This window comes from Kitasatospora sp. NPDC089509 (genome assembly GCF_044749365.1).
Taxonomy (GTDB): Bacteria; Actinomycetota; Actinomycetes; order Streptomycetales; family Streptomycetaceae; genus Kitasatospora.
In genome coordinates this window covers 313,347-331,024 of the sequence record NZ_JBIVHS010000001.1, presented here as the reverse complement: position 1 = coordinate 331,024, position 17,678 = coordinate 313,347, and the positions used below count along the sequence as shown (strand labels likewise).

Annotated in this window: 18 protein-coding genes; 6 read left to right on the top strand and 12 right to left on the bottom strand. The window is 74.1% G+C overall.

All coding sequences use genetic code 11. The annotated features are described in order from the left end of the window. The first annotated feature begins 28 nt into the window (after positions 1-28). Positions 29-1,456: a pyridoxal phosphate-dependent decarboxylase family protein gene (locus ACIP4P_RS01260; protein ID WP_400913473.1), complete on the top strand. Its 1,428-nt coding sequence runs from the start codon at positions 29-31 to the stop codon at positions 1,454-1,456. A gap of 51 nt (positions 1,457-1,507) precedes the next feature. Here the strand turns inward: ACIP4P_RS01260 and ACIP4P_RS01255 are convergent, their stop codons facing one another. After that, the gene (locus ACIP4P_RS01255; RefSeq protein ID WP_350515795.1) at positions 1,508-1,954 is read right to left on the bottom strand and encodes a hypothetical protein; all 447 of its coding nucleotides are present in this window, start codon (positions 1,952-1,954) and stop codon (positions 1,508-1,510) included. A 229-nt stretch (positions 1,955-2,183) separates the two neighbouring features. Between ACIP4P_RS01255 and ACIP4P_RS01250 the strand changes: the two genes are divergently transcribed. Next, on the top strand, positions 2,184-2,612 hold the full coding sequence (locus tag ACIP4P_RS01250) for a PPOX class F420-dependent oxidoreductase (RefSeq protein WP_400913470.1): 429 nt from the start codon (positions 2,184-2,186) through the stop codon (positions 2,610-2,612). A gap of 88 nt (positions 2,613-2,700) precedes the next feature. Here ACIP4P_RS01250 and ACIP4P_RS01245 read toward each other — a convergent pair whose 3' ends face one another. The 5 genes from ACIP4P_RS01245 to ACIP4P_RS01225 all read right to left on the bottom strand — a co-directional run bounded on the left by ACIP4P_RS01245 (position 2,701) and on the right by ACIP4P_RS01225 (position 8,789). Then, positions 2,701-3,492, bottom strand: a complete 792-nt coding sequence (locus tag ACIP4P_RS01245; protein ID WP_400913467.1) for a putative protein N(5)-glutamine methyltransferase — start codon at positions 3,490-3,492, stop codon at positions 2,701-2,703. Between the two features lie 258 nt (positions 3,493-3,750). After that, positions 3,751-5,856 carry an NAD-dependent DNA ligase LigA gene (gene ligA, locus ACIP4P_RS01240; RefSeq protein WP_400913465.1) on the bottom strand — a complete coding sequence of 702 codons (2,106 nt, stop codon included), beginning with the start codon at positions 5,854-5,856 and terminating at the stop codon, positions 3,751-3,753. A gap of 128 nt (positions 5,857-5,984) precedes the next feature. Beyond that, positions 5,985-6,650, bottom strand: a complete 666-nt coding sequence (locus ACIP4P_RS01235; RefSeq protein ID WP_400913464.1) for a ScbR family autoregulator-binding transcription factor — start codon at positions 6,648-6,650, stop codon at positions 5,985-5,987. A 143-nt stretch (positions 6,651-6,793) separates the two neighbouring features. Continuing rightward, positions 6,794-7,654, bottom strand: coding sequence for a BTAD domain-containing putative transcriptional regulator (locus tag ACIP4P_RS01230; protein WP_400913461.1), 861 nt, complete (start codon positions 7,652-7,654; stop codon positions 6,794-6,796). Positions 7,655-8,057: 403 nt separating this feature from the next. Then, positions 8,058-8,789 (bottom strand): ScbR family autoregulator-binding transcription factor, encoded by a 732-nt coding sequence (locus tag ACIP4P_RS01225; RefSeq protein ID WP_400913459.1) that lies wholly within the window; start codon positions 8,787-8,789, stop codon positions 8,058-8,060. A gap of 382 nt (positions 8,790-9,171) precedes the next feature. On the opposite strand from ACIP4P_RS01225, the gene ACIP4P_RS01220 reads away from it, so the two are divergent. Together ACIP4P_RS01220 and ACIP4P_RS01215 are read left to right on the top strand one after the other, a co-directional pair. Next, a complete protein-coding gene (locus ACIP4P_RS01220; RefSeq protein WP_400913456.1) occupies positions 9,172-9,531 on the top strand; it encodes an ArsR/SmtB family transcription factor in 360 nt (119 codons plus the stop codon). After that, positions 9,528-10,022 (top strand): SRPBCC family protein, encoded by a 495-nt coding sequence (locus ACIP4P_RS01215; protein ID WP_400913453.1) that lies wholly within the window; start codon positions 9,528-9,530, stop codon positions 10,020-10,022. Before ACIP4P_RS01220 ends, ACIP4P_RS01215 begins: the two co-directional genes overlap by 4 nt. Before the next feature lie 22 nt (positions 10,023-10,044). Here the strand turns inward: ACIP4P_RS01215 and ACIP4P_RS01210 are convergent, their stop codons facing one another. Continuing rightward, positions 10,045-10,449 (bottom strand): RidA family protein, encoded by a 405-nt coding sequence (locus tag ACIP4P_RS01210; RefSeq protein WP_350518615.1) that lies wholly within the window; start codon positions 10,447-10,449, stop codon positions 10,045-10,047. 238 nt (positions 10,450-10,687) lie between these two features. Here ACIP4P_RS01210 and ACIP4P_RS01205 point away from each other — a divergent pair, with 238 nt between their 5' ends. Beyond that, the gene (locus tag ACIP4P_RS01205) at positions 10,688-11,320 is read left to right on the top strand and encodes a C40 family peptidase (protein ID WP_400913450.1); all 633 of its coding nucleotides are present in this window, start codon (positions 10,688-10,690) and stop codon (positions 11,318-11,320) included. A gap of 2 nt (positions 11,321-11,322) precedes the next feature. On the opposite strand, the gene ACIP4P_RS01200 is transcribed toward ACIP4P_RS01205, so the two are convergent. Beyond that, complete coding sequence (locus ACIP4P_RS01200; RefSeq protein WP_400913447.1) at positions 11,323-11,799, bottom strand: MarR family winged helix-turn-helix transcriptional regulator; 477 nt, start codon at positions 11,797-11,799, stop codon at positions 11,323-11,325. 67 nt (positions 11,800-11,866) lie between these two features. Here ACIP4P_RS01200 and ACIP4P_RS01195 point away from each other — a divergent pair, with 67 nt between their 5' ends. Continuing rightward, entirely contained in the window at positions 11,867-12,277 is a 411-nt protein-coding gene (locus tag ACIP4P_RS01195) for a VOC family protein (protein ID WP_400913445.1), read from the top strand. Positions 12,278-12,690: 413 nt separating this feature from the next. On the opposite strand, the gene ACIP4P_RS01190 is transcribed toward ACIP4P_RS01195, so the two are convergent. The 4 genes from ACIP4P_RS01190 to ACIP4P_RS01175 all read right to left on the bottom strand — a co-directional run bounded on the left by ACIP4P_RS01190 (position 12,691) and on the right by ACIP4P_RS01175 (position 17,535). After that, positions 12,691-13,233, bottom strand: coding sequence for a hypothetical protein (locus tag ACIP4P_RS01190; RefSeq protein ID WP_400913444.1), 543 nt, complete (start codon positions 13,231-13,233; stop codon positions 12,691-12,693). A 146-nt stretch (positions 13,234-13,379) separates the two neighbouring features. Beyond that, complete coding sequence (gene thrS, locus ACIP4P_RS01185) at positions 13,380-14,630, bottom strand: threonine--tRNA ligase (protein ID WP_400913443.1); 1,251 nt, start codon at positions 14,628-14,630, stop codon at positions 13,380-13,382. 232 nt (positions 14,631-14,862) lie between these two features. Next, positions 14,863-15,615, bottom strand: coding sequence for a leucine-rich repeat domain-containing protein (locus ACIP4P_RS01180; RefSeq protein ID WP_400913441.1), 753 nt, complete (start codon positions 15,613-15,615; stop codon positions 14,863-14,865). A gap of 12 nt (positions 15,616-15,627) precedes the next feature. Beyond that, positions 15,628-17,535 (bottom strand): serine/threonine-protein kinase, encoded by a 1,908-nt coding sequence (locus tag ACIP4P_RS01175; protein WP_400913439.1) that lies wholly within the window; start codon positions 17,533-17,535, stop codon positions 15,628-15,630. Positions 17,536-17,678 lie beyond the last annotated feature (143 nt).

Here is a 17,678-nt window from a genome sequence, read left to right as displayed (position 1 = left end):
CTGACAACCGATCAACGGAGAACCCCCCATGCACCCCGAACTCGCCGCCGACCTCGACCAGTTGCCCGCCCTGCTGGAGGAGGCCCGGCAGCGGGCCGTCGGCTTCCTCGCCGGGCTGGACGAGCGGCCGGTGATCCCGCCGCAGGGCAAGAGCCCGACGACCGCCGCGCCGACATCCGCCGCGCCGACGGCCCCCGCTCCGCTGCCCGAGGACGGCGGCGGGCTGCGGGCGGCCCTGGCGGAGTTCGGCGAACGCTGGGAGCCGCGGCTGTCCGCCAGTGCCGGGCCGCGCTACTTCGGCTTCGTGACCGGCGGGGCGACCCCGGCCGCACTGGTGGGCGACTGGCTCACCGCCACCGCCGACCAGAACTCCAACTCCTCGCTCGACCCGACCGGTCAGCACCTGGAGCGGGAGACGGTCGACTGGCTGCGCGAGCTGTTCGGCCTCTCCGCCGCGCACAGCGGCACCTTCGTCAGCGGCGCCACCATGTCCAACACCGTCGGCCTGGCGATCGCCCGGGAGTGGCTGGGCGAGCGGCTCGGGGTGGACGTGGCCGAGGACGGGGTCGCGGCGCTCGGCCGGGTGCGGGTGCTGTCCGGCAGCGCGCACTCCAGCATCGCCAAGGCACTGTCCGTCCTGGGCCTCGGCCGCACCGCGCTGACCACCGTCCCCACCCTGCCCGGCCGGGAGGCCGTGGACCTGGCCGCGCTGGAGCGGGCGCTCGCCGAGGCCGACGGCCCGTGCATCGTGGTCGCCAACGCGGGCACCGTGAACACCGTCGACTTCGACGACCTGCGGGCGATCGCCGAACTCCGGGACCGGTACGGCTGCTGGCTGCACGTGGACGCCGCCTTCGGCGCGTTCGCCGCGCTGTCCCCGCTCCACGCCGGGCTGGTGGCCGGGCTGGACCTCGCCGACTCGGTCTGCGTGGACCTGCACAAGTGGCTCAACGTCCCGTACGACAGCGCCGTGCAGTTCACCCGCCGCCGCGACCTCCAGGCCCGGGTCTTCCAGAACGCCGCCGCCTACCTCGGCCCGATCGGCGACCACCCCGACCTGGTGCACCTCACCCCGGAGAACTCGCACCGCCTGCGCGCCCTGGCCGCCTGGTTCACCCTGCGCGCCTACGGCCGGGCCGGCCACCGCGAGATCGTCGAGCGCTGCGTCGCCGGCGCCGAGGCGCTGGGCGCGGCGATCGACGCGACCGACGGACTGCGGCTGCTCGCCCCGGTCCGCCTCAACGTCGTCTGCTTCACCCTCGCCGAGGACCCCACGCCCGAGCGCCTCGCCGCCCTCGCCGCCCGGATCTCGGACCAGGCCTTCCTCACCCCGACCCGCTACGCCGGACTGCCCGCCCTGCGCGCGGCGTTCAGCAACTGGCGCACCACGGCGGCGGACGTCCGACGGACGGCCGACGCGCTCGCCGCGGCCCTGCCCGCCGTGAAGGCCGACTGACCACCGCAGGACGTCCCCCGACGGGTCCCGGACGGACACGGCGGGCGGAACTCAGGGGTGCGCGCCGTCCCCGTACACGCCGCCCGCCGTGTCGGTCAGACTCGCCATCAGCTCGGCGTGGGCGAGGTTCACGAACCGCAGCGCCCGCCACCGGGGGTTGTGGTCGGGGTGGTCGCGGAAACCGTCGGCGGTCTCGCACAGCCGCTGCCACCACAGCATCACGTCCTGGCGCAGCCGCTGGATCCCGCCGGGCACGTCCACCCGGCCCGCGACCACCACCTCCCCCCAGCCGCCGAGCATGTCGGACAGGTGGATGCAGTCGTGGAGGGTGAGGTCGGCGAGGCGTTCGGCCGCGAAGCGGGTGGCGCTGCCCTCGGGTTGCGCCTCGACGATCTCGCCGATGCGGGCGGCGAGGAACTCCTGCAGCGGGGTCACGTCGTCGTGGTGCAGGTCGTCGGAGAACTCAAGCAGTTCCCTGGGCCGGTACTCGGCAGCCATCGTGGGTGCTCCCTCGGTTCGGATCAGCACGCGCCCGGGTCGGCGCCCGGACCGGCGCTCGGTGACGGTTCGTCGACGTCTCGTCACGCCCCGTCGCCTCCCGACCCTAGACCCCGACCGGCCCTCGCCACCGGCGATTCCGCAGATCCCCACTCTCCGGTGCGAACCCCCGCAACACGCCTGCCGGACCTTGACCTTCACACTGGTGTGAAGCCCGATGATGGCCCCCATGACCGCCACTGCTCACGACCCGTACGCGCTGCTCGCGCAGAGCCGCCTCGGCATCCTGGCCACCATCAAGGCGGACGGGCGGCCCCAGCTCTCCCCCGTCCTGCCCTTCTACGACCGCGAGGCGAACGCCGTCCTCGTCTCCACCCGGGAGGGGCTGGCGAAGACCGCGAACCTGCGCCGCGACCCGCGGGTCAGCCTGGAGGTGACCGGGCCGGAGGGCCGCTCCTGGGCCGTCGCCGAGGGCATCGCCACCCTCACCGGCCCCGGCACCGACCCGGACGGGCCGGAGGTGGAGGCGCTGGTGGACTACTACCGGCGGGCCGCCGGGGAGCACCCCGACTGGGCGGAGTACCGCGCGGCGATGGTCGCCGACCGCCGGGTGCTGCTCACCATTCCGGTCGACCACGTGTACGGCTCCCGGATCTGACCGGCCGTCCCGGCCACCGACGCAGGGGAGCGGTGGCCGGGACGGTCCAACCCGGGGCCACTGATCTGAATAACGATCTGAATAACCGTCAACTCTGCCTGGCCGTCACCACCGTGGCGTCCAGCTCCTCCTCCCGGCGCACCTCCGCCGCCAGACCCGCCGCCCGCGCCACCGCCAGCGCGTCCGCCGCCTGCCGCTCGCTGGTCTCGAACAGCAACGCACCGCCCGCGGCCAGCCATCGCGGCGCCGCCGCGGTCACCCGACGCAGCACGTCCAACCCGTCCGCTCCGCCGTCCAGCGCGGGCCGCGCCTCGTGCAACCGGGCCTCGGGCGGCAGCAGTTCGATGTCGCCGCTCGGCACGTACGGGACGTTGGCGATCAACACCTCGACGCGTCCGCGCAGTTCCTCGGGCAGGGCGGCGAACAGGTCTCCCTCGAAGACCCGGGCACCCGTCCCGGCCAGGTTGCGGCGGGCGCAGCGGACGGCCGCCGGGTCCAGGTCGGCGGCGTACAGCTCGACCGAGTGCCCGGCCCCGGCCGCGACGGCGGCACCGAGGGCGCCGCTGCCGCAGCACAGGTCGACCACCACGGCGCCGGGCCGGGCGATTCGGGCGGCCTCGGCGGCCAGGAACTCGCTGCGCCGACGCGGGACGAACACGCCGGGGTCGACGGCGATCCGCAGTCCGGCGAACTCGGCCCAGCCGACGACGTGTTCGAGCGGTCGGCCGTCGGCGCGGGCCAGGACCATGGCGGCCAGCTCGGCGGGTGTGCCGGCGGCGGTGAGCAGGATCCGCGCCTCCTCCTCGGCGAACACGCAACCGGCGGCGCGCAGTCGGGAGACGACGGAGGAACGGAGGGCGGCGGAGGTGAAGACCGGCAAGGGGGACCCCTAGGGCAGGACGGGAGGAGAACGGAGGACTCCGTCAGGGCTCCCGCCAGGGTCGACGCCGCGTCGGCGCGTCCGCGCTATCCGCGCGGCGCGCCCGCACGGCCGCGCTCCGGGAGCACCCGCTCGGACGTACCGGTAATGGGACTCACCTCCTGGGTCGCGGTCGTGTTCAGCGTCGGCCACCCTACCGCACTGCGGCCCGCGGCAGTTCGGCTCACCGCGCCCCGGCCCATCGGCCCGCCGGGCGGTTCAGCCGAGGAAGTCGGCCACCAGTGCGGCGAACTCCTCCGGGGTGGTGACCGGCACCCCGAGCTCCTCCGCCTTGGCGCGCTTGGAGCCGGCCTTCTCCCCCGCGACCAGCAGGGTGGTGCGCTTGGACACCGAGGAGGAGGCCTTGCCGCCCGCGCGTTCGATCAGTTCGTTCATCGCGTTGCGGGAGAGCTCGGCCAGGGCGCCGGTCATGCTGCCGGTCACCACGACGCTCTGCCCCGCCAGCGGACCGGCCGCCACGACCGCACCCGCCGTACTCGTGCCCGCGCCCGCGCCCGCTGTGCCCTCTTCCGCCGTACCGGCAGGGCCCGTTGCGGCCGCCGGGCGGACCGGCGCGGACACCTGGGTCCCCACCCCCTGCTCCGTCAACCGGTCCAACAGCCCGGCCACCTCGGCCAGTTCGGCCACGATCACGGCCGCCTTCTCCGCCCCGATGCCGTCCACGCCCGCGAGCGCCTCGGCGTCGGCGGCCCGGATCGCGGCCATGCTGCCGAAGTGCGCGGCGATCCGGCGCGACATCGTCCGCCCGGTGCCGCGGATGCCGAGCGCGCAGAACACCCGGTTCAACGGTCGGGTCCGGGCGGTCTCCAGCGCGGCGAGCAGGTTGTCGGCGCTGGTCTCGCCCATCCGCTCCAGGGTGAGCAGTTGTTCCTTGGTCAGGGTGAAGAGGTCGGCGAGGTCGGCGACCAGCCCGGACTCGACCAGCTGGACGGCCCGGGTGCCGCCGAGGCCCTCGATGTCGAGCTGGTCGCGCCCGGCCGCGTAGATCACCGAGGCGACGGCCTGGCAGCCCCGGCCGCGCACGCAGCGCCAGCGCTGCTCGCTGCGGTCGATGGCGTCGCCGCAGCGCGGGCAGACCTCGGGAAAAGCGATCGGCTGCTCGGCGCCGGTGCGCTCGTCGACCAACGGCGCCTCCACCCGGGGGATGACGTCCCCGGCACGGTAGACGAACACCTGGTCGCCGATCATCAGCCCGCGGCGCTCGATGTCGGCGGGGTTGTGCAGCGTCGCGTAGGTGACGGTGACGCCGTCGATCACCACCGGGTCGAGCACCGCGCGGGGCGCGATGATCCCGGTGCGGCCGACGTTCCACTCCACCCCGAGCAGCCGGGTGACCTTGTGCTGGGCCTGCAGCTTGCGGGCCACCGCCCAACGCGGTGCCCGGGAACCGGAGCCCGCCTCCGCCTGGTCGGCCACCGCGTCGGCCTTGACCACGACGCCGTCGATCCCGAAGGGCAGCGCGGCCCGCAGGGCGGCGATCTCCTCGATCCGCTGCTCGGCCTCGGCGAGCGTGGCACAGCGCCGGGGCGCGGCCTGGGTGCTGGCGGCGGTGTTGGCGCCCAGCTCGGCGAGCCGGTCGAGCAGCGCGGCATGGTCGAGGCCGGGCAGGCCGTGGGCGTCGTAGCCGAAGAAGGTGAGCTCGACCCGGTACGGGCGGTCCTTGGCGCGCAGGGTGCCGGCGGCGCCGCTGCGCGGGTGGGCGAACGGGGTGGCGCCGTGGGCGGTGCGCACGGCGTTGGCCTGTTCGAACTGCTCGTGGGTGAGCAGCACCTCGCCGCGCAGTTCGACGTCCAGCGGCTCGCCGAGCCGGGCGGGCAGACCGAGCACGGCGTCCGCCGCATGGGTGATGTCCTCCCCGGCCAGGCCGTCGCCCCGGGTGAGCACCTGGTACAGGCGGCCCTCCCGGTAGCGGGCGGCGACGGCCAGGCCGTCCAGCTTGGGCTCGACGCACCAGGCGGCGACCGGACGGCCGAGTCTGCGCTCCAGCCCGGCGGCCCAGGACTCCAGCTCCTCGGCCGAGAACACGTTGTCGAGCGAGAGCATCGGCGTGCTGTGCGGGACGTCGCCGACCACCGCGCCGCCGGCCACCTTGCCGGTGGGCGACTCGGGCAGCACCTGGTCGGGGTGCGCGCGCTCATAGGCCTCGATCAGCCGGACCAGGGCGTCGTACTCGTCGTCCCCGAGCGGGGTGGACCCGTCGCCGTAGTAGGCCGCGGCGGCCCGTACGGCGGTGGCGACGGCGTCGGCGTAGGCCTCCGGGGAGGCGGGAGCGGCAGGGGTGGCCGTGGTGGCTGCGTCCTTCATACCGCCATCATGGCGAGCCGCAGTGACATTCGACCTGCTGTGCCCCGCCCACCGCCCGCCTCCTCGCCGGTCCGGCCGTACGGCGACAGCCGGGCGGGGCGGCGGCGTACCGCGCGGGCCGGGCGGCGTCAGGCGGGCCGGGGCGCGGCCGGGCGGGTGCGGTAGCCGACCGAGCTGCCCGGTGGGACGAGGCAGGGCAGCAGCCAGTCCCACAGCGCGCCCACCCGGCGGGCGCGCTCCTCGCTGGGGCAGCCGTCGGCGAAGACCACCTCCAGGCCGCAGGCCGCCGTCACCACCAGCGTCTCCGGGCCCAATCCGCCCGAGCGGTCGCGCAGTTCACCCGCCCGACGGGCACCGGACAGCAGGTCCCGGACGACTCCGGCCCAGACGCCGTGGAAGCCCCGCATCCCCGCGAAGGTCCCGGCGGGCGCCGCCGGGCGGGGCTCCTCCGGCCACTCGGCGCCGTCGCGTCCGAGCCGGAAGGCCGCCCGGATCACCGCGTCCGAGCCCAGGGCGTCGACCAGCCAGTAGCCGGCGTCGATCAGGGCCTGGAGCGGTGAGTCCACGGAGCGCGGGGCGGCGCAGGCGGTGCGCAGGGATGTCTCGGCCTGCTCGAACACGGCTCTGGCCAGTTCCTCCTTGGAGGCGAAGTGGAAGTAGAGCGCCCCCTTCGTCACCCCGGCGGCCCCGGCGATCTCGCCGAGTGTGGCCCCGGCGTACCCGCAGCGGTCGAACAGCGTCGCCCCTGCCTCCACCAGCCGTCCGCGGGTCCGTTCCGACCTCTCCTGGACCACCCGTCCCACCACCCCTCACACCCACCGGCCCGTTCCGGCCGGACTCCGGCGACGCCCGTCCGGGCACCGCCTCCAGCGGCCTGCACCGCCCGTCGTCGGTCGGCCGTCCTCGGCCGTCCTCGCCCGAGGACGGCCGACCGGGTTCAGCCGACCCTGGTGAACCGGCCCGCACCCGCCGGTGCGGGGGCGGCCTGCGGAGCGGCGGCACCGGGCTCGCGCTCCGCCCGTTCGGGGCCGGCCAGCAGGATCGATCGCTGCAGCCGGCGCAGTCCGACCGAGGGCTCCATGCCCAACTCCCGTACCAGGGTGTTGCGCAGGCGCTGGTAGGCCTCCAGTGCCTCGCCCCGGCGGCCGGAGCGGTGCAGGGCGATCATGTACTGGCCGTGCAGGCTCTCATGGGTGCGGTAGCGGTCGACCAGCACGGTCAGTTCGGCCAGCAGCACCCGGTGCCGGCCCAGCCGCAGGTCCGCCTCGATCCGCTGGTCCAGCGCGCACAGCCGGGTCTCCTCCAACCGCTTGGCCTCCACGGCGAGTTGACCGCCCACGGGGACGTCCGCGAAGGCCGGGCCGCGCCACAGCACCAGCGCCTCGCCGAGCATCCGGGCCGCGAGCGGATGGTCGTCGCCGTCCATCGCCCGGTAGCCCATTCCGGCCAGCCGGTCGAACTCGCGCACGTCCGTCATCCCGCCGCCGCTGTTCAGCATGTAGCCGCCGGGCGAGGTCACCAGGACATCCTTGGCGCAGGAGACCCCGGCCGCCGCACCGGCCCGGGCGAGCGCCCGGTCGATCAGGTCGCGCAGTTGCAGCACATAGGTCTGCACGGTGGTGCGCGCGCTGCGCGGCGGACGGCCGGACCACAGTTCCTCGGCCAGCACCCCGGCCGGGACCACCTGGTCCGCGCGTAAGGCCAGTAGCCCCAACACCTGACGGGGCTTGGGCGCCGTCGGCACCACCGACTCCCCGCACACCCGGACGTCCAGCGCCCCGAGCACCCGAATTTCCACGATGACCACCCCAATCACACGGAACGCCACGGCCCCTCCGCCGCGGCCGGCACCCGGGTCGACACCCCTGGGTCAACTGTCACCAGTCAAAAACAGGACGCGCGGTTTGTCAATACAAAACCGAACGCTCTGTTTGTTTCTGGAAGCGGAGCGTCCCCCTGCCGTCCGCTCGGGGCGCGACGACCCTGCGGGCACCCTGAGTCGACATCGGCTCACCCATCGTGTCCGCGCCCGGACAAACCGAAGGCGGCGTCGGACCCCTTGTGGATCCCGCGCCGCCACCAATTCACCTGCCCCACACCGGCGTCCGCACCGGCCTCCGCACCGGCCTCCGCGAGCGGCAGGGCCAACCCCGCCCGACCCGAGCCCGGCCGATCCGAACCCAGCCGGTACCGACCGCGGATCAGCCCACGCCGACCCCGTCCGCGACCGCCTCGACCCCGGCGAGCACCTCCGCCGCCTCACCGTCGCCGCCCCCGCCACCCTCCCGGGCCAGCCGGGCCGCCTCGACCTCGGCGACCACCTGGCCGCCGCGGTCCGGCCCCATCTGCAGCGAGCCGAGCACCCCGGGCACCGCGACGCTCGGCATCAGGTGCTGGAACAGGCCGGACACCCGCAACTCCAGGTCGGCCCGGCCGGAGAGCTTCTGCGACTGGATCTGCACACCCGTCCAGGCCGCGGTGATCAGCCACGCAGTGTCGGCCGGGACCACGTGCGGCAACAGCTCGCCGCGCTCGCCGGCCGCCGTCAGCAGCGCCTCCATCCGACTGATCCAGCCGGGGATCGCCCCACCGCCGAGGTCGTCGAACACGTCCTGGCCGAGCGAGAGCCGGGCGCCCGCGCTGAGCAGCGGATCGCGCGGCATCAGATGCGCCACCACCATCCCGGTGTCCACGAACTCCTGGAGTTTGCAGCTCCGTTCGGGCACTCCGTCCTGGACGAACTGCTCCTCCACGACACCTTGCGCGAGATCCCGCTTGGAGGCGAAATGGAAATACACCGCACCACGCGTCACACCCGCCCGGGACACCACCTCCCCGATGGTGGCGCCCTCGTAACCGAACTCGTCGAAGACCGACGCCGCGGCCTCCAGGATCAGCCGACGCGTCCGGAGCGCCCGTTCCTGCCGTACCACCGCAACCACCCCGCCCTGAGCTCCGGGAAAACAAAACCAAACACCCCGTATCTTAGCTACGGGCTCCCCACGGGCGACAAGACGATGTCACCGAATCAGCCGTCCCTTTCTCTCCTCCCCCACCCGCCCCAGGCGTTCCCACCCACGGTCCCCCAGGTTCCGCCCCACGGAACGGGACCCGCACCGGGCCGGAGTTCTGTCGATAAACGCGCCCTTCACTCGGAACGACGCCCCAGAAACCGAACGAACGGTTTCTTCTTTCTCGACGGCTGCCAAGCGGAAGCCCGACCACCCCCTTCCTCAACTCATCGGTTGAATACCCGGGCACACCGGAGTAGCGTCGTTCTCAACCAGTCGGTTGAGGACGAACCCGAGGTGCACGATGGCCGTCGACCAGCTCTCCCGGGCCTTCGTCGCCCTGGCCGATCCGACCCGGCGCGACATCGTCGCCCGGCTCTCGGTGCGGGACGCGACCGTGGGCGAGCTGGCCGAGTCCTACGCGATGTCCCTGCAGGCCGTCTCCAAGCACCTCAAGGTGTTGGAGGAGGCCGGACTCGTCAGTCGCAGCCGGGACGCCCAGCGGCGACCGTGCCGTCTGGAACCCCAGGTGCTCGACCTGATGACGGGCTGGATCGAGCGCTACCGCCGCCAGGCCGAGGCCCGCTTCGGCCGGCTGGACGCCGTCCTCGCCGAGATGGACGACACCGACGACACCCACGACATCGAAGGAGCCCCGCGATGACCTCCACCACCGGCAACGAGACCCGGATCGAAGCGGACCCGACGCTGCCCACCATCCGGATCGTCCGCGAGTTCGACGCCCCGCAGCAGCGGGTGTTCCGGGCCTGGACCGAACCCGAGCTGGTCGCCCGGTGGCTCGGCCCCGAGGACCTCGACATGAAGATCGAGGACTGGGAGGCCCGCACCGGCGGCCACTACCGCTACACCGTGCACCGTGACGGCCGGCAGGTCGCCGCCTTCTACGGCTCCTTCCACGAAGTCCGACCGGCCACCCGGCTCGTCCAGACCTTCACCTTCGAGGGCGTGCCGGACGGCGTCTCGCTGGACACCGCCTCCTTCGAACCGGTCGGCGAGGGCCGCACCCGCGTCACCGTGCTGTCGGTGGTCGACGGCCTGGCGGCCCGGGACGCGATCCTGGCCAGCGGGATGGAACGCGGCGTGGTCGAGGGCTACCGCAAGCTGGACGCCCTGCTCGCCGCAGACCCCGTCTGAACGGAAGGGCCCCCGGTGCCCGTCAGGGCAGCACGGCCACCGCCTCGACCTCCACCAGCTGGTCCGCGTAGCCGAGCACCGAGACGCCGAGCAGCGTGCTGGGGGCGTCGTGCTCCCCCAGGTACTCCCGGTACACGTTCCACACCTTCACCAGGTCCGCCTGATCGCTGGAGGCCACGTACACGGTGGTCCGGGCGATGTCCGTGAGCCCAGCGCCCGCGTCCTCCAGCACGGTTATCAGATTGCGCATCACCTGGTGGGCCTGGCCCTCGTAGTCACCGACCGCGACGGTGCGCCCCTCCTCGTCCAGCGGGCAGGCCCCGGCCAGCCAGAGCGAGCGGGCCGGGGCGTCGACCACGGCCGCATAGGCGTAGTCGACGGCCGGGGTCAGCCGGGTGGTGCGGAGCAGCTTGACGGCACCGCTCATGAAGTCCTCCAGGGGTCGCCACCGGGTCGTTTCGTGCCCATCGTTGGCTCCGGCCCCACGACCGTCAAACAGTTTTCCTGCGAACTCCCGGGCCCACCAAGGCCGGTGCCGCCACGATTCACCGTTGCGGGTGATGGCGGGCGGAGCCCCCGGACCGCGATCCTGGTGGCCACCCACGCCGCCACCGCAAGCAGCACAACCACCGCAGCGACCGCAACCACCGCAGGGGAGTCGACCGATGGAGTCCCAACCGCCCAGCCCCGACCAGGCCTCCGGAGTCGGACGCCGCCGCATGCTCGGCCTCGCCCTCGGCGCCGGACTCGTCCCGGCCCTCACCACCGCGGCCCAGTCCGCCCAACCCGCCCACGCCGCAGGCCCGTCCGCGCCCGCCGACCGCTCCGCCGCCCTCGGCCTCCGGGTCGCCGCCGTCGCCACGGCGCAGATCGGCGTCCCGTACGCCTGGGGCGGCGGCGACCGGCTGGGCCCGGGCCTCGGCTTCTGCGACGGGGAGAACGGCTACCTCAACGGCGTGTGCCTGGGCGAGAGCACGGTCGGCTTCGACTGCAGCGGGCTGTCGCTCTACTGCTGGTACCGCGCCAGCCACGGCACGGTCGAGCTCGGGCACTACACCGTCGCCCAGTTCAATCTCGGCGCCCCGGTCGACCGCGACGCCCTCGCCCCCGGCGACCTGCTGTTCTTCTCCCGTCCCGACGCCCCGCTGCACCATGTCGGCATCTACGCGGGCGACGGCGCGATGATCCACGCCGAGCGCACCGGCACCCTGGTGGCCCGGGTCGAGCAGGTGCTCGACCTGCCGCGCTGGGCGGGCGAGTTCGCCGGCGCCCGCCGCCCCGGACCGCACCCCGGCTGAGCTCACACGGAGCCGCGCCGCTCCCCCATCCCCTCGTCGACCCGCCGCAGCAGCTCCTGCAGCACCCGCCGCTCCCCCGCGTCCAGCGGCGCCAGCACCTCGTCCTGCACCGCCCGTGCCCGGGCCTCCAGTTCGGCCAGCAGCGCCCGCCCGTCGGCCGTGACCGAGACGGAGACCCGACGTCGGTCCCGTGCGTCCCGGCTGCGTTCGACGTACCCGGCCGCGCCGAGCTGCTCGACGACCTTCGCGAGGTCGCTGGGGTCGATCCCCAGCCGCCGCACCAGGTCCCGCTGCGCCTGCGGCCCGAAGTCGGCGAGCGCCGCGAGCACCGCCATGTCCCAGAGCCGCAGGCCGCGTTCGGCCAGCTGCTCGGTGAGCCGGCCGCGCGCGGTCCGGCCGATCCGGGCGAGCAGGAAGGTGCTGAGGCCGAGCAGGGTCGGCGGCAGCGCGCCGGACGGGACGGGGGTCTCGGAGGTCATGGCGGCATTCTAGGGTCGCTCCCTATAGTGGGTTCCGACCCACTGTTTCCGGCTCAGGAGTCAGCCCGTGGACGCGCTCTACCCCCGCCTGCTCGTCACCCGCTTCGCCGAGACCTTCGCCTTCTACCGCGCCGTGCTCCCCGCCCTCACCGGCGCCGTCCTGGTCAAGGGCGCGCCCGAGGGCCCGTACGCCAACTGGGACGTCGACGACCAGGCCGTCCTGGTGCTCTTCGACCGCGCCGCGATGGCCGCCACCCTCGGCACCGGCGGCCTGCCCGCCCGGCCCGGAACCCCCACCCAGGACACCGCGATGCTGGTGTTCCGGGTCGACGACGTGGACGAGGCGTTGGCCATGTGTCTCAGTTGCGGAGGCACCCCTGCCGCCCCGGCCACCGATCGCCCCGAATGGGGCCCCGGCCTCCGCACCGCCCATCTGCGCGACCCCGAGGGCCACCTGATCGAGCTGCAGGCCTACTGACCGCCGGGGTCCCGCCTCCGGCGCCCGCCGAGGTACACGGTCGCCCGGGTTCCGGCCGCAGCGCGGCCGCCACGAGGCGGGCCCCACCCGCGCATCCGTCACCGTGCTCCCGCTCGCCGATCCCACCCCCGCCGCCGTACAGCGCCGAGGCGGCGAGCAGGGCGACGACAGTGCCGAGGACGCGACGAACGAGCATGACGGACACGGCGGTTCCCCCCTGGAAGGGCGGCCCGGGTACTCCACACCGGGCTTGTTGCGTTCCAGTCAAACCCGCTCTGTCCCGCCCCCTGAAGAGCCGACCGCTGGACAGAGCCTGCAACGGCCGCATGCTGCCAGCCGACGGCGGAATCCGCCCCGGGCCGGACAGGCCGCGCCCGAAGCGAGCCGTGCCCGGCCCGGGACCGACCCGGGTGTCAGCGGTGGAAGACCTGCAACTCGCGGACCGCGTCGTTGAAGTTCGCCCCCAGGTAGGAGGCCGGGAGGTCCATGGTCTTCTCCACACTGAGGGTCGACCAGAGGTGGACGGCGTTGCAGTTGTTGTAGCCGATCATCGAGGACACGTTCAGCGCCACACCGATGTAGTTGACCAGGTGGTAGCCGGTGCCGTCGCAGCCTCCGGCGTCACCGTAGAAGGAGTAGAGGATGCCTCCCTTGTAGTCGGCGTCCTTGTACTCCTCCAGCAGCAGCGTGTCGCCGGCCGGCTGCTCGGCGGTACGGTCGTGGCCGCCGGCCCGGGCGAGCGCGTCGGCCCGGGAGTCCGGCGAGCAGGCCCGGCCGAGCAGCGGGGAGAAGCCGTCGGCGCCGGGCACGTGCCCGAGGACGGCGGCGCAGTACTGCACCTCCGGTACGGGCAGCGGGCGGAGCGCGGCCGGAGCCGCCGGGGCGGCGGCCACCGCCCCGGCGAGGGCCAGAGCGGCGGCGAGGACGGGAACGACGAAGCGGCGCGGTCGGCGCATGGGTACCTCCGGATGCATCGGGACAGTGGAACCGGTGGGGACAGCCGCGGCCGTGGACCCGGCCGCCCGTCCATTCGACGGGCGGCCCCCGCCCCGGCCTTCCCCGACACACCGCGCACCGCACTAGTCGTACGGATGCGACCGGTTCACCCGGCGGGCGCGTCCGGCCACAGCTCGGCGCTGCACTCGGCGACCAGCGCGCCGATCCGCGCCCAGGCCTCCTCGGCCGGCATCGGCGCCAGCCGGCGACCGTCCCGCAGCCGCAGCGCGACCAGGTCGTCCGCCGCCTCCTTGGCACCGATCACGGCCTGGTAGGGCACCAGTCGGGCCGCCCGGATCCTGGCCCCGAGGGTGCCCTGCTCCGGTCCGGCGACCTCGACCCGCAGTCCGAGGTCCAGACAGCGCTGCCGCAGCCGCTCGGCCTGCGGCAGTTCGGCGTCGGAGATCGGCAGCAGCACCACCTGGGCGGGGGCCAGCCAGGCCGGGAACGCCCCGCCGTACAGCTCGATCAGGTGGGCGACCACCCGCTCGACGCTACCGATCACGCTGCGGTGCACCATCACCGGGCGGTGCTTGGCGCCGTCCGGGCCGATGTAGTGCAGGTCGAAGCGCTCCGGCTGGTGGAAGTCGATCTGTACGGTGGAGAGGGTGAACTCGCGCCCGGCGCCGTCGGCGATCTGCACGTCGATCTTGGGACCGTAGAACGCGGCCTCGCCCTCCGCCGCCTCGAACGGCACCCCGGAGCGCTCCAGCACGTCGGTCAGCAGCGCGGTCGCCCGCTGCCAGAGCCCCGGGTCGGCCACGTACTTGCCGCCCGCGCCGGGCAGCGAGAGCCGGTAGCGGACCGGCACGATGCCGAGCGCCCGGTGCGCCCCGCGGATCAGCTCCAGGGCGGCGACGGCCTCGTCCGCGGCCTGCTCGGGGGTGCAGAAGACATGGGCGTCGTTCAGCTGGATCGCCCGGACCCTGGTCAGCCCGCCGAGCACACCGGACAGCTCGGAGCGGTACATGCCGCCCAACTCGGCCATGCGTAGTGGCAGTTCGCGGTAGCTGTGGGCACGGGAGCGGAAGATCAGCGCATGGTGCGGACACAGGCTCGGGCGCAGCACCATCTCCTCCGAGCCGAGCTCCATGGGTGGGAACATGTCGTCGCGATAGTGGTCCCAGTGGCCGGAGATCTCGTACAGCTCGCGCTTGCCGAGCACCGGCGAGTAGACGTGGCGGTAGCCGGCCCGGCGCTCGCGGCCGCGGATGAACTCCTCCAGGGTGTGCCGGATCGCGGCGCCGTCGGGCAGCCAGTACGGGAGGCCGGAGCCCATCAGCGGGTCGGTGTCGAACAGGTCGAGCTCGCGGCCGAGCTTGCGGTGGTCGTGCGCCGGCAGGTGGTTCGCGTTCATGAGGATGGTCTCCACTCGGGACGGGTGGGCGAGTGGAGCCGGGAACGACGAAGCCCCGGGGCACTCGCCCCGGGGCTTCGGACTTGGTCAGCAGTCAGCGCACCGGGACTCTCTCCGGCGTCGTCGTGGCGAGTGCAGCGCGCTTCATGCCTTCCACGGTAGCAGTTCCCCGGCCGTCGTGGTGATCTTTGTGGACGGGCTCACAGCAGGGCCCGCGGCAGGGCCCTCGACCTCAGTGCAGGACCACGCAGCCGCGTTCGGTGAGCGCCTCCAGCACTCGGGGCGGCACCTGGACGTCGTTCCAGCGCAGGTCGAGCTTCTCCAGCGCGGGCAGTGCGGCCGGATCGGCCAACCACTCCGGCAGTTCGGTGATCCCGTTGGTCCGCAGGTCCAGTCGGCGCAGCCTCGGCAGCCCGGCCAGCACGGCGGGGAGCTCGCCGAGGGCGTTCTCCCGCAGCTCCAGTTCACGCAGTTCGGTGAGGTGTCGGAAGGAGGCCGGCAGGGCGGTCAACTCGTTGCCCCGCAGCCAGAGTTCGCGCAGCTCCCCGAGGGCGCCGATCGACTCGGGCAGCCCGCTGAGCCGGTTGTGCTGGGCCCGCAGCTCGACCAGTTCGGCCATCTTTCCGATACTGAAGGGGAGTTCGGTGAGTCTGTTCTCCCCGACGTTGAGGTGGCGCAGCCGGGTGAGCCGCCCGATCCCCTCCGGCAGGGCGGTCAGCCGGTTGTCGTGCAGGTAGAGGAAGTCCCGCAGCCAGGTGAGCCGGGTCAGTTCCCCGGGCACCTCGGCGAACAGGTTGTGTCCCAGGTCGAGGGTTCGCAGCCTCATCAACCGGCTGACTCCGGGCGGGAGTTCGGAGAGCGCGCCCTCAGCAAGGATGAGCACGGTCAGGTCGTTGCGGTCCCACACCGTGCTGAGCACCTTGTTCGCCACCAGACCGAGCGGCTGCCGCCAGAGGTTGAGCGTCACGTCTGTCACGTCTGCCATTGTCCGCCTCCGCTACTCCCCGGTCGGCACGTGGCGGACCGTGGCACGGGTCAGGATCCGGCCGTCGCCGGCCGGTGGGAGCTGGACGAGTTCCAGGTCGGCGGCGACGAGTTCGCCGACGGCCGGGCCGGGCGGCAGCAGCACCCGGAGGTGGTAGTCGCAGCCGCCCCCGTCCGGGACGTCCACCCGGTACTCCGTCGTTCCGGGCCCGACCGGATGGCCGGCCCCGGTGAGGTCCTCGACGGTCGGGGCGACCTGCTTCAGGAAGTCGACCCGGCCGCCGGGCGCCGCGGCCACCCGCAGTGCGAGGTCGCGGCCGCGGGCCTGGCGGTCACCGCGGACGATCGCGCCGAGTTCGGCGCGCAGTCCGTCCCGCAGGCCGGCCCGCGGCCCGGTGACCGGGTCGCCCGCCTCGGCCGCGCCCCGAGCGGCCGCGGCCGGAACGGACTGCCGGACGAGGTCGACGGTGCCGGCCAGCGCCGAGGAGACGGCGCGGGCCGAGGAGACCTCCCAGTCCTCGCCGACGCCGCGGACGTGGCAGCGGAACCGGCCCGCGCAGGAGGCCAGGACGGCGGCGAGTTCGGCCGGGCTCTCCGCCTCGTCGGGCCGGTCCATCAGCAGCACGGCCGTCCGGGTCGCGTCCGGATGCCCGGCCAGCAGCCGGTCGGCCAGCCGGAGCCACCGGCCGTAGCCGGCCGTGCGCAGCGGTGCCAGCCGGTCGAGCGCGGCCCGGGCCTCCGCCCTGGTCGCGGCCGTGGCGCGGACCAGCCGCATGGCGTCGGGGTAGCGCATCCGCGCGTACTCGGAGCCCTCGACGACGCCGAACCAGACGTCCTCGTCCAGTTCGGCGACGGCGTCCGCGACGGCAGCGGTGACGGCACGGAAGGCCGCCGGGGGCAGCTCGTCGGAGAGGCCCACCAGGAAGACCACGGCCTGCGGCGTCGCGACCGCCAGGTCCGCCGGGTCGAGCGCCGCGCCGTGCACGGTCAGGATCGCGTCCAGCGCGGTCGCGTCGGCCGGCTGGTACTCGTTCTGGAAGACCTCGATCCGGTAGCCCGGGCCGGCCGGCGCCGGGGCAGGGACGCCCGGGGCGAGCAGGGCCCGGAGCCGCTCCGCGACCTCCCCGGCGAAGCCCGGCCGGTCCGCCGGGTTCTTGGCGAGCAGCTCGGCGACCAGGGCGTCCAGCACCCCGGGCACGCCCGACCGCCGCTCGGCGAGCCGCGGGGGTCGGGTCTCCAGGTGGTCCCGCAGCACCGCCCAGACGTCCTGCCGGGCCGGGAACGGCGGCTCGCCGGTGAGCAGGGCGAACAGCACGCAGCCGAGGGCGTAGAGGTCGGCCCGGCCGTCCACCTGGCGGCCCCGGCACTGCTCGGGGGACATGTAGTCGGGGGTGCCCATGACGGTGCCCTCGCGGGTCAGGCCGGTGACCGAGCGCAGGAACCCGGCGAGGCCGAAGTCGCAGACCTTCACCCGGTCGTCCGGGAGCAGCATCAGGTTGGCGGGCTTGACGTCCCGGTGCACGATCCCGGCCCGGTGGGCGCAGGACAGCGCCTCGGCTGCCTGCGCGGCCAGCTCCACCGCCCGGCGCACCGGCAGCGGGCCCTCCTCCCGCAGCACGGTGGCCAGGTCCCGGCCGTGCAGCAATTCCATCACCAGGTGCAGCTGCCCGTCCTGCTCACCGCTGTCGAAGACCTGGACCAGTCCGGGGTGTTGGAGCCCGGCGGCCACCTCGGCCTCGCGGTGGAAGCGGGCCACCGCCTCGGCGTCCTCCTCCGGGTCGTGGCCGCGGGGCAGGAACTTGACCGCCACCCGCCGCCCGAGCCGCAGGTCTCGGGCCAGCCACACCTCGCCCATGCCGCCGCGGCCGAGCGGCCCCGCCAGTCGGTACCGGCCGTCGATCAGCCCTCCGGCCACGTTCATCCGCGCTCCCCCTGCCCATGCCCGGCCAGGGGCGTCACCCCCGGATCCGGCCCGTCGAACGGAGTCCTCCGCTCGTCCCGGAGCACCATTGTGTCCGCCGGACCGGCCCCCGGTGCAGCGCGCCGACGGTCGACCTGCCGACC

Excerpts from the sequence above, each read along its gene's own strand:
- ACIP4P_RS01260 (WP_400913473.1), top strand. The coding sequence starts at position 29 with ATGCACCCCGAACTCGCCGCCGACCTCGACCAGTTGCCCGCCCTGCTG.
- ACIP4P_RS01255 (WP_350515795.1), bottom strand. The coding sequence starts at position 1,954 with ATGGCTGCCGAGTACCGGCCCAGGGAACTGCTTGAGTTCTCCGACGAC.
- ACIP4P_RS01250 (WP_400913470.1), top strand. The coding sequence starts at position 2,184 with ATGACCGCCACTGCTCACGACCCGTACGCGCTGCTCGCGCAGAGCCGC.
- ligA (WP_400913465.1), bottom strand. The coding sequence starts at position 5,856 with ATGAAGGACGCAGCCACCACGGCCACCCCTGCCGCTCCCGCCTCCCCG.
- ACIP4P_RS01220 (WP_400913456.1), top strand. The coding sequence starts at position 9,172 with ATGGCCGTCGACCAGCTCTCCCGGGCCTTCGTCGCCCTGGCCGATCCG.
- ACIP4P_RS01215 (WP_400913453.1), top strand. The coding sequence starts at position 9,528 with ATGACCTCCACCACCGGCAACGAGACCCGGATCGAAGCGGACCCGACG.
- ACIP4P_RS01210 (WP_350518615.1), bottom strand. The coding sequence starts at position 10,449 with ATGAGCGGTGCCGTCAAGCTGCTCCGCACCACCCGGCTGACCCCGGCC.
- ACIP4P_RS01205 (WP_400913450.1), top strand. The coding sequence starts at position 10,688 with ATGGAGTCCCAACCGCCCAGCCCCGACCAGGCCTCCGGAGTCGGACGC.
- ACIP4P_RS01200 (WP_400913447.1), bottom strand. The coding sequence starts at position 11,799 with ATGACCTCCGAGACCCCCGTCCCGTCCGGCGCGCTGCCGCCGACCCTG.
- ACIP4P_RS01190 (WP_400913444.1), bottom strand. The coding sequence starts at position 13,233 with ATGCGCCGACCGCGCCGCTTCGTCGTTCCCGTCCTCGCCGCCGCTCTG.
- thrS (WP_400913443.1), bottom strand. The coding sequence starts at position 14,630 with ATGAACGCGAACCACCTGCCGGCGCACGACCACCGCAAGCTCGGCCGC.
- ACIP4P_RS01180 (WP_400913441.1), bottom strand. The coding sequence starts at position 15,615 with ATGGCAGACGTGACAGACGTGACGCTCAACCTCTGGCGGCAGCCGCTC.
- ACIP4P_RS01175 (WP_400913439.1), bottom strand. The coding sequence starts at position 17,535 with ATGAACGTGGCCGGAGGGCTGATCGACGGCCGGTACCGACTGGCGGGG.